The organism is Dictyobacter arantiisoli (genome assembly GCF_008326305.1).
GTDB lineage: Bacteria > Chloroflexota > Ktedonobacteria > Ktedonobacterales > Ktedonobacteraceae > Dictyobacter > Dictyobacter arantiisoli.
On the sequence record NZ_BIXY01000068.1, the window covers coordinates 1 to 14,081 of the forward strand.

Consider the following 14,081-nt stretch of genomic DNA (forward strand, 5'->3'; position numbering starts at 1 on the left):
AATTGGTCACTGACTTCCCACGGTTTGGTTCGGGCCATCTTGGTTTCTCCTTTGCTTGGGGGATTCGTGTTCCTTTCCTTGTTCTTGATTCTATCATCTCCTTCCACGTTTTCGGATAAGTTCCAAAGAGTATCCAACAACTCCAACGAGAAGAACAAAAACGGCTCAAAGAAACGCCTCCATCTCACCCTTTCCCTCTCAATGACGAGGACCCGGAGATGGGGTAATAGCTGTCCATCTTCAATCTCGGACTGGACCAGAACAAAAACGACCTGGAGAACAATGGCGCCGATCTGGACCCAGGGGGAGCACATGAGAGCGCAAGGAAGCTGTTCGAACTCGTCAGGCGCGAAGAGGTGACGCTCACCATCTTTGGACACGATGAAAATCTGTGGCCAACACTCAAAAAAGCTCCCGAATTCTACAACTGACCTGACTTTTTCCGTTTCTCACCCAGGGCAATCCCTTTGCATGCCGATTGCCCTGTTCTATTTCTCGACCGGCACTCTAGCAGGAGTCATGATGTTTATGTGTTTACTGCGCATGAGTATCAATATATGCATGATAAGCGTCGGTTATTTATAGTAGCTACATGCAAACGGATATAGGGGTACCTTAAAATCCACAAGTAAAAAATCTTAAAGATTATTGACGAGTCATTGTTGGCACAGGATTTTTTGAATTGGTTGTAGCAACATTGCAGTCTTTCTCAGATAAAGAGCAGTCTGGAGGTGCTGGTTGTTAGGAGATAAGCAGCAATGGCGTATTCCCGTGTTCAACAATGTACCAGTATCCAATCACTCTTAGTTAGACTATTGAGTGAGAAGGAGGAAGACAATGTCCGTCAAAAATAATGAAGTCAAAACCAAGTCAACAATTCGAGATCGCATTGGTCCGGTAATCCACGATATAATAAACCGAGAACTGATGGAGGAGGACACACTGAGATCGGATGGTCAAGAGGCGATGAGCACTGCGGGATCTTTCCTTGACCTTCAGAACGGTTTCTATAATGGCCTGTGCCAGGGGCTTGGGCTGTCTACCAATACCTTCCAGATTCTCCAACCCACACCGCCGCTCCCCTATAACTCAGATAGTGCTCTGTGGGCCTACTTCAATAACATCCCGCCGTATTCTCTGACGCAGAACTATATCGCTAGCGGCGGCAATCAGTTCTTCAGTGACTACAAGGGATTGATCTCAGCGCTCCAGGCCCCACCGAACAACTTCGTGAACGATATTGGACCGACAACTTACAATGCGTGGTTGGTGCACCTGCAAAGCCTCAAAAAGAGACCTGCAGCGAGTCAGTTACCGGACATCTTCTTTAACTGGGCATTGATCAACTATCCTTCAGTCGCTAATATCGGCTCAGCTGACCTGTCTGCAATGCTCCTCGATCCTATTAGTTCAGCAGGTCTCGCACTCATGCCGTACTATAGGCTGCAGCCTGACTGGAGCCTTGGCTATACTGCTCTTGTGCAGCAACTTGCAACTGCTCCGACCTTGTCGTTCAGCTTCCAGAGCAGTCAGATGAACTCAAACGTATCCAATACCTGGACGGGAGGCAATGATTCGGGTTTCGGCGGTTTGTGGGGCGGCAGCAGTTCCACATCAACATTGAGCGAGCAGTTTGCCTCCAGCCACATAACAATATCGGCATCCTTTGCTCACGTATTAACGTTCCAGGCTTCACCAGGTGTCTGGTACACCTCCTCGGCAATGGGTGATGCGTTTAGCCATCAGAGCGGTGCTCCATGGAATCCTGCCTCGACGATCAACTGGCAGAATACGTTTGACCCGAACAAGGGGAATATGGCACGTTATATGGTGAGCTTGATCGTACTCGACACCATGGACATCCAGATCGAGTCCGATGCGACATACAGCTCGACCGATCAGCAAACGATTCAGAACAACTCGTCTGCGGGTCTGTGGCCATTCTACACTACAAGTAGCAGCAGTGGTTCGTCTACAACTGTGACATTCGACAGCCAAGGCGCTATGACAGTGCAGATCAACAGCGCTCCAGGCGTGCCTGTGGTAATAGGCGGCAACGTCATACCTGTTGATCAGTTTGTCGGCCATGCCGTCGAAGGTCAGCGCATCTTTAGCAAGCAGGCCAAGGTAGCCAGCGCTCGCTAAATTCTACGTGAGGATACTGGAAGTTAGCGCCGATGGTGGTCCCATCCCATAAGTGCTAGCTTCCATATGTCTCCCCCATCACATGCGCTGCGCTATTGGATAATTGACGGTGGTTCCCAGGGGATAGCAATATTATCGAGTCAAGAAAAATCTGAGCCGAAAAAGCTTTGGAGGCTCCTGAATAATAGGTAGGTAAGTAGAGGTAGACGCCAAAGGAGAATCCAATGCTGGACATCGACGCCTTCAGCCAATCCCTTGATCCGATGACTATCCTGCAGAACTGCTGGTATAACGGATTCATCGCTGGGCTTCAGGCTAGCCCAACAACTGCTCAGATTATTCAGCCCGCACCTCCCATGCGGCAAACCAACGCTGGCTTGTGGACGTATGAGAACACCATTCCGCCCGCCTCGCTCACCTTCAACACTGATTTGTACCGTAGCAAACAATTCTTTGACAATTATGCGTCCGTGATTCGCCAACTTCAGTTCCCGCAAGATTCCTTCAAGCAGGATATTGGTGTCGATGCCTACCAGCAATGGACAAGATACGTAAGCCAGCTACAGCCTTCTCCCACCCCAGATCAGATCCCTGCAGTGTTCCATGACTGGGCAATACAACTCGCCCCAGCAGCCGCGCAGGTGGGAACCGCTGATCTCACGCAGAGGGCACTCATCGAGGACGCACAACACTCGCTTGCACTATATGAAGGATCGAACGCACGACCGGTTGACTTCGATGGCAGTTTCACACAACTATTACAGATACTGCAGCAATCGTCGAGTGTGCAATTCTCGTTTGACAGTAGCACGAGCAACAGTGATGTCTCCGATACCTGGACAGGGGGGGTAGACACAGGCATTTACGGCCTGTGGACCGGATGTGGTAGCACCTCCCCTTTGAGTCAACAGTTCGCTCGCAGCAAGGTTACAGTGACGGTCCATGCTAAAGCATATACGATATGGCGCTCGATACCTGGCACCTGGTATAATTCTTCTTTACTGAATAATGCCTACAGCAACATATTTACTCCGCCATGGCCTGCGAATGCGCATCCGAATTGGAACGATGTCTTTGCCCCAACGGGCAGCATGCATCAATTGATTGCATCGCTCTTAGTGATGGATGGAATGCACATTATCGTCACATCCAATGCAACCTACGCGGGAATTGATCAGCAGACGATTCTGAGTAACACCTCAAGCGGCCTGTGGCCCTTTTTCATTCCGAACAGTAGCAGCATTGTCACCAATACTATAACTTTCGGTTCCACATCCGGCATGCAGATTGAAACAGTGACCCAACCTGGCACACCAATTGCTGTTGGAGCGAACGTCCTTGATATTGCACACTATCTTGGGCATGAGATCGCCTAATGCCCACAGGATGCGCAACGAGATATAAGCAAACGGGCGAAGCGGGCGATGAAGAGAGAAAAGGAGATCACAAGGGGTTGGCGGAAGCAGACAGAGGCCCCTGGCCCTCATGATCGGCTCAGAGAGAGAAATACCATCCATCATAGAACAGGTTTCTTGAGCGTTGGTCCCTCCTGATTAGCTGAGAGCAAGGGCCGCGGGAACGCCTGCAACGGTATTGTCAAGTTGGCAACCTGGCTGAACAATATGTTAGAATAGCTTCATGAAAACAAACTCCATTGCTCCCGATTATAAAGGCTACCGCTTCCCACTCGAGATTATCAGTCACGCTGTCTGGCTGTATTTTCGCTTCTCGCTCAGTTTTCGCGATGTCGAAGAGCTTCTCGCACAACGAGGGATCGTCGTCACCTACGAAACGGTGCGTCAATGGTGCCTTACATTTGGTCAATCGTATGCCAACGAACTGCGCCATCGCCGTCCTCGCTGTGGCGACATCTGGCATATGGATGAGGTCGTGCTCACCATTCGTGGCAAAAAACAGGTCCTCTGGCGAGCTGTGGATCAAGATGGCAACGTGCTCGGCATCCTGGTGCAAAGCCGACGCAACACAAAGGCAGCCAAGCGATTTTTCCGCAAACTCCTCAAAGGGCTGCAATACGTCCCGCGAGTGATTATTACTGATAAGCTCAGGAGTTATGGGGCAGCGAAACGCGAAATCTTGCCTGGAGTGGAACATCGACAGCACAAGCGATTGAACAATCGAGTGGAAAATTCGCATCAACCCACGAGACTGCGAGAGAAGAAAATGCGGCGGTTTAAATCGGCAAAGCAGGTACAACGCTTTCTCTCTGCCTTTGGCCCGATCTCTCAACATTTCCAACCGCGACGACACCGTCTGGGTGCCAGGGAATACCGTGCCATTTTACAGACCCGCTTCCAGACCTGGAATGAGGTCACCGGAGTAAAACTGGTCAGCTAACTGCTCGCTATCCCATACCTCTCACTGCTCTGCAACCTGTTTCCCCTTTCTAACTCAGCAATTATCCCCATTCCTACGAACAAGTTGACAATATCCTCCAGCCTCTTCTCTGGCTCTTTCTTCCTCGGTAGGATTTTGAGTTTTTTCAGCTTTGAGACAGAGCTTAATATTTTATTGTAAATTACGAATACTACGAAAAATAAGAGCACTTGCAGCCAGTAGGAAAACGAGCAAACCAGAGACCAGAAAGACCTGGGCTGGGCCAACGCGATCAACTACAATACCTGCTATTCCATATCCCAGTGACGCTAAACCAAGAGAACCAAGAAGGTCAATACTATTAATGCGCCCTAATTTATCTTCGGGAACCAATTCTTGTAAGAGCGTCAGCCAGATAACTGTAAAAAAGCCCAGGCAAGCACCAACAATCCCATTGCACACAATAACTACTATCGATCCAATCCTCAGCGAAAAAGGCAGACCGAAACAGGCAAGAGCAATACCACATATCACCACCGCTCCATAGGCCAAAATACCCCGGCGTCGTAAATGCTGGATATAACCACTCAATACAGTAGCACAGGCAACACCAACAGAGCCAGTAACCGTGACTGAGCCAAGGATCCATACACTGGAATGATATACATCATGAATAAGTTTGGGTAAGGCAACAACTATAGAACCCTCGAAGGCAATATTTGCCAATGAGGCCACAAGAATAGATATCCCTAGCCACTTTACCTGTACAACATACTGTATCCCTTCTACGATCTCATGCGCAAAGTGTTTGAGAAAGCCCGTATTTTGAGATGGTGACAATCGTCGACTACCTGTCAGAGCATCTTGCGACAACACAAATGTCAGCAGTACACATGCAGATGAGATAATAAAAGTCACTCCATCCAGCGCAAAACCAGCAAGAGTTCCCACTAGGGCAACGCATGCAGCACCAACGAGTGGACCTATCAAATCACTAGTCTGTCGACTTAAGCTCACAAGCGCATTCGCAGATGGCAGAGCATCTTTACTTACAAAATCAGGTGGCAGTGATTGGTATGCTGGGTAGAAAAAACCTTTCGCCGCACCTAAAATCAAAGATAACACGACCAGATGCCAGAACAATAACCAATGTACCGTCCCCAGAAACACAATAAGCATCAGTGCTAATGCACGTATCAGATCGGTTACGAGAATAATAGTGCGCCGAGGAAATCGATCGGCAACGACTCCACCAATCAGTGTCAATAGCAGCATCGGCAGATTGGCAGCAATGATAACAATGCCCATAGCGGTTCCAGAGCCAGTAGTAATCAGCACTTGCCAAGCCAGAACGGTATTGTAAGCACCATCACCAATGGCAGAAAAAACCTGTCCTAGCCACAAAAGTGCAAATGTACGAGACTGTAAAGCACGTGCAAAATTTCCCCATTTTGACCAAGTTGCGTTCACGTATGGCTCCTTGTAATGATTACAAACGATCAAACACCAGTATCTTCTCTCTCCTACATATACCAAGCGGCTTCTCATTATTGAAGTTTAGATAAACGAGCAAAAAAAGGCAGCCTCTGTTGCCAAAGGTTGCCAAAACGTGTAATGTTCTTGTATCAAATCCAAAACAAAAAAGGACATTACACCGTGAACTTTACCACATTGAAGCAAATCCGTCAGCACATTTATGACAGCTTTGAACGAGGAGCCGATGTCTTGTTCAATCTGTGCGATACCTTGCTGTGTGAAGATCGTGCCCGCAGCTTGCCGGAGCTCTCGCTGTCGCCTCACTTTGAACGACAATGACCCAGTTTGTACCAAGCCTTGGACCACGGCCGCATTCAGACCGAAGCCTTGCAACAGATTTGGGTCAAGACGTTGCTGGCTGATCTTCCTGCGGCAGAGCCGCTCTGGATCAGCGTCAATGCTACCAGTATTGCCCGCCCTGATGCTCATACCAGCCAAGCTCGTGGCATCATTCACGTATCCAATTTGCCACGAGCTGCCAAACCAATCAGTGTAGGTTGGCAATTCTCGACAATGATGCTGCTGCCAGAAGCAGCCAGCAGTTGGGTCGGCATTTTGGATCAACAACGCATTCCCACCGCACAGACGGCGATTGAGGTTGCCATTGCTCAGTTGCAAGCGCTGATTCCTTTGCTGCAACGACCGGCGATCCTCCTGGCGGATCGCTGGTATGCCACCAGCGCGTTTCTGCGCGCGTGTCAGCACTTGGGCATTCAGGTCCTCATTCGCCTCAAGAGCAATCGCCGTTTGTATCGGCGGTCTGGGAACTAAACGAAGAAAAAAGGACGCCCTCCCTTGGATGGAGCGTTGCTGCAACCCAAGCGGGAAGAGACGTTGGATGGCGTTGCCCACCAGTGGAGTGGGACCTTGCCAACCGGCAAGCCGGTGACGGTTCGTCGCTGGACCCAGCTGCATTTCAAAACGGCTCGTGAGATCGAGGTGAGTGTGGTCCATGTGCGAAGAGAAGCGGCGCCTGACAGCAAGCGTGATCCACGCGACAGTTGGTTTGTCCTCTTGGATGAGCACGTGCCTTTGTCGCAGATCGCGCCCATCTACAGCCATCGTTTCTCCCATGAGCATGGCTATCGCTATCTCAAACAAGATTTGTTCTGGACCCATGTGCATGTTCGCACGCCAGAACAATTCGAGCGCTGGAGCCAAGTGGTCAGTATCACGATGAATCAATTGCGCTTGGCTCGTGATCTGGGCTTGGTCTGTTACCGGCCGTGGGAAAGACGGCGCACGATGCTCACCCCACGACAAGTGCGCCGCGTGATGAGCACGATTTTGCGGCAGGTTGGAACACCGACCCGTCCGTGCCAAAAGCGCGGAAAATCGCCTGGTCGTGCGATGGAATTTCATCCCCAGCCTGCTCAACGCTATGAGGTGGTGGCAAAAGGAAAAGACACAGCCAAAAAACCAACCGGATAGTGCCGTTTGACCACGCATTTTCAACAATTTCCCTTTCTCACTGAACGTGTTTGACAAGTTCGGTTAGGTCCTGTTTATCTAAACTTCAATCATTATAATTGTCATAATTACCATGTATTCACCAATTCTAATGCATATCATATCATATATCATTCACTATATTATTACATATTTTCTATTTTAATAGTATTTTGCATGTTTTGTAATGAGAAGTTTTTTTCATAAGAAGCCTCTCGGGCTTTTTCGGTAAAAAGCTTTCCCACATCTTTCTCCCCTCTTGAGGAGCAAGCAACCTATATGCACCAAGAGTGGGCATGAACCATATCATTGCCAAAAATTGAGCTTGAACTGATGAGTGCATATTGTTTTTCCTGACCCATATCATTGTCGAAAACCTAAATTGGCTCATAAACCCGCCTCGAAAAGTCTGAGCACAGATGCAGTTGGATTTCTGACAAAAATCAGTTTGAGTGCCAATTTAGACGAACTTATGTGTCAGTAAGCCATATTCCAGGACATTTTCCAACGTTCTCTGACTTGTCACGCTGCCGACGGGCGGATGCAAAAGCCATAGAGCGAGCATGTATTGTATGCCATTTGACTTTTTGACACATAAAAATCAGTTTCGGCGGAGAAATGAGTCAAACGACAATAATTGACAAACACTGTACACCTTGAGCTCTCTAGCAGTTCTATTCCTGACGAAACTCTGAAGATGCCAGAAAAATTTCCCGATGGAGACAATAAATAGTCAGATCCGAGACAAAATATCCAAAGAGCTCATAATCCAATGCGATCAACCCCTGGGTATGCAAGCGAAATCGTTGTATCTTTCTTTCCCCTGGTGCCAACTCCATAACGATCTGCTGTGGGTCATAATGCACTTCACCATGAACTTTTGGTAAATTATGAAGAAGCAAGACGATACCAGCATATCCTCTTACTGTATATGAAGTTGTATTCTGCAACAGAATATCTGCTATCCATTCCTGCCCATCAACAGGGAGTGAGATATGGTGCCAGAGCGTAGAAATACCATTATCCGGTCCATGATAGATAACACCACAACGCGGACAGAAGCCTCCAAGCAACGTATAATCAAAAACAATATGCCGCATAGTTTGTAACGACATGTCATTTCCACAGATACATGGTAGTCTCCCTTTCACAACAGAGGGGACAAAGCTCTCTAACACCTTATTTTGATAAGGATAGAGCTTATTTCCATTGGTCTGTATCAATGAGAGTAACATCTCTTGATCGGCTTGCTCTAATTGCTGTTCTAAAGCGATGAGTGTGTGTTCGATAGCAGGGATTGATTGTACTATGGTCTCTCCATGCAACGTGATACGCGACAGCTGCTTGCCTAATTTTGTACTCGCCTGCTCTAGTTGACGTATCCGATTTTTAAACATTTGCTCTGAAAAAAGATGGGTCGAGATGAATCTTTGATACGTCTGCAATGCTCTATGCACCCGCATTTGTATATCAGTCGCAAGTGCATAGATAGTGAAGTGATATATTCCTGCTCCAATATTTCCTTCAGCAGGATATAAATACAGCAAGGTCTTCCCTTCAGAGAAGACAAATGTAAAATACAATGGATTTGGTGTCTGTACCTTTTTTTCATGAAGAGGGTGCAACTGACAGAATAATGTCGCCCCATCTCCTTCATAAAAGTTGGGGATTTCAACAAGAATCAGTGCTGTGATCTCAACCTCAACCATGACATGCCAGCGCTGATCCGCTTCTTGTTGAACCTCCGCGGTATACACGCTTGGTGTCTTTTGCAGAGCATACGACCGAGGATTTCCAGCTAACAAATACGTATAGCTCGTCGGAAAATAGTGCTTGGGCAGATTATTGAGCAAACAGACTGCTTCACCAACGGTCATCCCCGAGCGTAACGCCGCTGCATATAGATACACCTCATAGCTTTGTCCATCATTGAGGAGCGCTGTTCCCACATAGGTCAGAGCAATACTTTCAATCATATTAAGCCCGATAGAATAGTGGCTGGGATAGATAGTAGGCGAGAGTTGTAAGCTATTGCACGTATTCGCAAAGATATGTTTGGCAGTAATACGATACGCTGGAAACACTTCCGCTTTAAAGCAGCCCTGACCACAAGCACAAGATGGTTGAAGGAGCGACACAGCATCAGAGGAGCTTCGGCTCTCTTCTGGTGCCATTCCACAAAGAACACCAGAATTAAAATGTACATAATGTTCACCACCATGCGATTCAATAAGCAAGAGATCAGGCATCGTAGCCCGATCACCCTGGCTGATCGCTGGTAGAGCATCTGCAAAAGAGGTATTGTGACCAAATAGCTTGAGTGATGTTGATTGGGTCTCTTTACTGGTGTTCAAAGTAAGAACAGATTGTTGCGCGGGGAGAAGAGCGGGAAATAACGTGGCTTTAAGGACAGACCAACTCACACTACAAAGATCTCTCCCAGTAAGTAATCCCAAGGCAATCTGTTGCCAGGCAGTTTTCTGTATTTGTGTCTGTCCAAGGTGATTATACAAACGTTGTAATGCCTCATTAGAAAATCGATTAGAAGGTGCAATTAGCGTCAAATATTTAGCGGCCAGCAGGTCTACTCCGTTTTTGATCATATCTATCTGGCTGATATGTAAAAGGGGTAATCTGTGATAAGAGGCATAGAGAACGGCTGCGGCAAAAGACTCATCATCCAATGTAACGACCACATGGTTTATCTCTGGAAGAGTGCTTCTATACCAATCAATCAATCGATAGATCTCCTGTCTCTGTGGAATAGGGGAGTGACCTTCTAAACGTTGGCTGTATAATTGCCAGAGGTCATGATCGCTCACATAATGCTGCGATTGAGCATGGGTTATCTCTATACCAAGGGACTGCAGGAGGGTCAGTGGTGTGGGAGAAGAGCTAACCAATAAAGGATATGATTGGAATTGGGATGAAAGGGCAGAAGCAACCATGGCTTGATACTGGTGTCTGGAATGGGTAAGCGTGACCTGGAAATGAGAGGCATTAAAAGACATAGCCGTACTTTCTCTTAGGGATGAACAACTCCAACCCTTTGTATCAATCGCTCTAGCATTTGAACACAATATAACTTTAGAATAAACCAATCAGAAAAGCTTGTCCATACACCTTGAGGAGTACTTTCCTCATAAACCATATCTTACACAGTTTCCGTTATAAATAATTTCATATAAGCTCCTAGTTCAGTAACGATTTCAACTCATTTCATTTTTATTTTCGGCCAACATTTATATTATTATGAGTATCGCAAATGGCCTTCACATTCAGTTCTATCTTCTCAATCCCTACTAGCCATAAACCTTCTTCTAGCTTAAAATTGCGTGTTATCGCTGCCTCTATTACTATCTGGTAGCTGGAAAGAGAATCATTAGCAACTAATCCTTTCCTATCACGCTGTTGACAAACATGTAGATATGCTTATACTTTACATTAGACCTGCATAAAGTAATAGTCAGGCACTAAAAAACATATGGACACCCGACCAGTAGCAATTCATTTTGTGCAAAATGAAATCTTTCTATTATGCATGCATAAGCATAAATCCTTTCCTTCACGAAAAGTGCAGCTTTTCATACATAACTTTCCCGGTAAGAAAGGTTGGAACTATGTCCACAACAAAAAAGGGAATTTCGCCTCCACATATCAAAGATGTTTTTTCCTGTGTAATGGATGAGGCACGAGATCCCCAGGTATTGTATCGCGGGCCTGCCTACATAGGATTGGTACGACTCATTACATTCAACGGGAGACTACCGTTTCATCATGGCCTGGCAAGCCTTACTCATTACCAGGCAAATATGGTTATGATGTTGATAGGAAGAGAGGATATCAGGCTATACCAGACAGATGATCCTCATTATGCTCTTTGCAATGTGCTTGTAACTCATTCTCAGTTTGGAAAAGTCACACTCCTCAAGCGTCCAGAAGCAATCATAGAAGAAAACACCATCATTATCGGCGGACTCACTATCATTCAAGCCATACTGGATTCCTTGGACAATGAATGTTTACCGCTGGAGGTGATGGAAAACAAAGAACAAAAAGAAGCCCAGACACTTTTGCAAGCCTGGGAAACCAGCGGCATATTGAGGAATAAAGTCGAGCAACTGATGGATTGGGTCGAACATGTAGAAAGCGTCTATGTCTATATTGGACAGACCGTCTTTGCACGTTCAGATGCAGGTGGAACGACACTGAACAACAAATCAGATGGTATTTTTCGGAAGCTCCTGGAGTATCCACTAGACCAGTGGACACAAGCAGAAAAAATATTTGTCATCGGTTTTCATTGCCTTTTCTTGACTGGTCGCTCGATCCGTTTTGAAGAATTTAATGGCCGACAACTCTCTCTCCTGGAGCTACGTCGCTGGCTTATACAAAAATACCATATCTACAGTCAGATCACCGAACAAGAGATAACCGAAGATCTCTTGAAAATGCCACTGCTGATGTTAGCAGAGAATGTCGGGCAGCGTGCAGAGAATGTCGATACATCGGGGTGGATGCGATTTCGACGAATTAACGGGCTGACATTTGTCAAAAAAGAATATCTTTTCCCCCCCGATAAAATAGCACATGCAGTAACGGCATTACCAGATACACTCGTTCTGCTCAGCAATGAGTTAGGAACCACCTTAGAAAACGAGCCTCTCCAGTCAGTGGAAACTCTTACAAGAGATGCCTTCCACCATTTTCGCGCCACTGGATCATCTGACTATATTCATCGGATCATTGAAGCGATCGTCTTTTCCGCGGTGAGAGAGGCCGATGCAGACTACGGAATGTCGAGCAGTTTTCGCATCCCCCATCGTCTTCAAGGGAGTTCTGAGCAGAGAATTTCAGGAGCACTCTCACTCTCTAAACAAGAGTTTTACTGCTGTGTCCTTCCACACCCCCATTTGGTTGATCAGTTGCCAATGGAACATGTCCATCGCATTCTTTACTCTTCAGCATTACGGATGGAATTTAATCGATGGCACTTTATTGTAGGAAATTATTCACGCGAAGAGATTCCTCTCAATCGCCATTACTACTTCCCTCCAAGGATGCCGGATATTGCAGAATGGTCTGATCTGCGGCATGGAGGACATTCTGGTGCCAGGGTACGGTACTCCATACGCGTTCCTGGAGCACCATTATGGAAAACACCATTTATGGCTTTTGAACACCCCTACCGTGGTTGCTATGATATTCGGTTAGTACGTATTGAAGGCCCTGCATTTGACCGCCGTGAACTTCAGATAGCAGCATGCCACGCTAATATCATGGACGCATTTTGGAAAACGCTACAGCAATGCATAGAAGGATATGGAATCACAACTCCTGTCATCACTGCCTATACCAAAGAATGGTATGAAACACTGCAATGGAAAGAAGCTATACAAACTCAAATGGTTCGTAACTATTTTGCGGAAACAGAAGGGGTCCAAAAATAATGAAAACCTGGAATAAAGAGTTACAGGATGCACTCCAAAGCGGAACAGAACTGGCAGAGCATGGATTGATTGCTGCGGATCAGATCACGAAAGTGGATACGATCCGCCAGCAGTTTGCCACAAAAATTCCCTTAATCTATATGCAAGCCATCAAGAGGAACGATGAAAGCGACCCGGTCTGGCGCACTGTCGTACCTACCGAGGATGAACTGCATATTACCGATGAAGAGCGCCTGGATCCTATCGGCGATATTTCTTATACTCCTGTTCGTGGTATCACACATCGCTATCCTGATCGCGTCCTCTTTAAACCTACCCATACCTGCGCCGTCTATTGCCGTTTTTGCTTTCGCAGATATGCCGTTGGCCATCCAGAAGAGACGCTAAGCCGCGAGGACATTGCAAAGGCCATGGAGTATATTGAGCAGAATAAGCAGATATGGGAAGTTATTTTTACTGGCGGCGACCCCTTAACATTAGCTGATAGTAGACTCGAAGAATTATTAGACCGGCTGAGAGCCATTGAGCACGTCAAAATCATTCGTTTCCATACTCGTGTTCCAGTAGTCCTTCCCTCACGTATCACGGAAAACCTGGCCCTGATCTTGCGAGGTAGAGGCAAACCACGCAAACCCGTCTATGTGGTAACACATATTAATCATGCACAAGAGATTACCCCTCTGGTAGAAGATGCTTGCGATACGCTGGTCGACCACGGTGTCCCACTGCTAAATCAATGTGTCTTACTCAAAGATACCAATGACTCACCCGAGGTGCTGGAGGCACTATTGCGCAAGTTGGTCGAGATACGTATTAAGCCCTATTATCTCCATCATGGGGACCTTGCTCGCGGCACAGGACATTTCCGTACCACCATCGAGGCAGGTCAAAAAATAATGAAGGCGTTACGCGGACGGGTCTCGGGCATTTGTCAACCGACCTATGTACTGGATATCCCTGGTGGATACGGGAAAGTACCAATTAATGCACCCTATCTGACACGCAATGAGCATGAATGGATCGTAGAAGATATCTATGGCGATACCCATTCCTATCCATTAACAACCAGTAATGCAGCCACCACACATATCTAGTAGTTTGTCAAAGTTCATACGAATTTTTCTCTTTTCCAATCAACTTTGACAGAGTACTAGAAACAGATCTCCT

10 protein-coding genes are annotated in these 14,081 nt (G+C 46.8%); 8 read left to right on the plus strand and 2 right to left on the minus strand.

Going from position 1 to position 14,081, the window contains the following annotated elements; genetic code table 11:
- Positions 1 to 837 precede the first annotated feature (837 nt).
- The 3 genes from F1593_RS19485 to F1593_RS19495 all read left to right on the plus strand — a co-directional run bounded on the left by F1593_RS19485 (position 838) and on the right by F1593_RS19495 (position 4,500).
- Entirely contained in the window at positions 838 to 2,145 is a 1,308-nt protein-coding gene (locus F1593_RS19485) for a hypothetical protein (protein ID WP_149403238.1), read from the plus strand.
- Positions 2,146 to 2,369: 224 nt separating this feature from the next.
- The gene (locus tag F1593_RS19490; RefSeq protein WP_149403239.1) at positions 2,370 to 3,521 is read left to right on the plus strand and encodes a hypothetical protein; all 1,152 of its coding nucleotides are present in this window, start codon (positions 2,370 to 2,372) and stop codon (positions 3,519 to 3,521) included.
- Between the two features lie 262 nt (positions 3,522 to 3,783).
- A complete protein-coding gene (locus F1593_RS19495) occupies positions 3,784 to 4,500 on the plus strand; it encodes an IS6 family transposase (protein WP_149403240.1) in 717 nt (238 codons plus the stop codon).
- A gap of 171 nt (positions 4,501 to 4,671) precedes the next feature.
- Here the strand turns inward: F1593_RS19495 and F1593_RS19500 are convergent, their stop codons facing one another.
- Entirely contained in the window at positions 4,672 to 5,949 is a 1,278-nt protein-coding gene (locus F1593_RS19500) for an MFS transporter (RefSeq protein WP_172632263.1), read from the minus strand.
- 186 nt (positions 5,950 to 6,135) lie between these two features.
- Between F1593_RS19500 and F1593_RS29390 the strand changes: the two genes are divergently transcribed.
- Genes F1593_RS29390 through F1593_RS29400 form a run of 3 tightly spaced genes read left to right on the plus strand, consistent with a single transcriptional unit; the run spans position 6,136 to position 7,446 of the window.
- On the plus strand, positions 6,136 to 6,294 hold the full coding sequence (locus F1593_RS29390) for a hypothetical protein (protein ID WP_235932635.1): 159 nt from the start codon (positions 6,136 to 6,138) through the stop codon (positions 6,292 to 6,294).
- A 6-nt stretch (positions 6,295 to 6,300) separates the two neighbouring features.
- Entirely contained in the window at positions 6,301 to 6,786 is a 486-nt protein-coding gene (locus F1593_RS29395) for a transposase (protein ID WP_149403242.1), read from the plus strand.
- A gap of 24 nt (positions 6,787 to 6,810) precedes the next feature.
- A complete protein-coding gene (locus F1593_RS29400; RefSeq protein WP_149403243.1) occupies positions 6,811 to 7,446 on the plus strand; it encodes a hypothetical protein in 636 nt (211 codons plus the stop codon).
- A 692-nt stretch (positions 7,447 to 8,138) separates the two neighbouring features.
- Here the strand turns inward: F1593_RS29400 and F1593_RS19515 are convergent.
- A complete protein-coding gene (locus tag F1593_RS19515; RefSeq protein WP_149403244.1) occupies positions 8,139 to 10,475 on the minus strand; it encodes a hypothetical protein in 2,337 nt (778 codons plus the stop codon).
- 609 nt (positions 10,476 to 11,084) lie between these two features.
- Between F1593_RS19515 and F1593_RS19520 the strand changes: the two genes are divergently transcribed.
- Both F1593_RS19520 and F1593_RS19525 read left to right on the plus strand, forming a co-directional pair.
- Entirely contained in the window at positions 11,085 to 12,914 is a 1,830-nt protein-coding gene (locus F1593_RS19520; protein WP_149403245.1) for a hypothetical protein, read from the plus strand.
- Positions 12,914 to 14,008 (plus strand): lysine-2,3-aminomutase-like protein, encoded by a 1,095-nt coding sequence (locus F1593_RS19525; protein ID WP_149403246.1) that lies wholly within the window; start codon positions 12,914 to 12,916, stop codon positions 14,006 to 14,008. Before F1593_RS19520 ends, F1593_RS19525 begins: the two co-directional genes overlap by 1 nt.
- Positions 14,009 to 14,081: the final 73 nt, after the last annotated feature.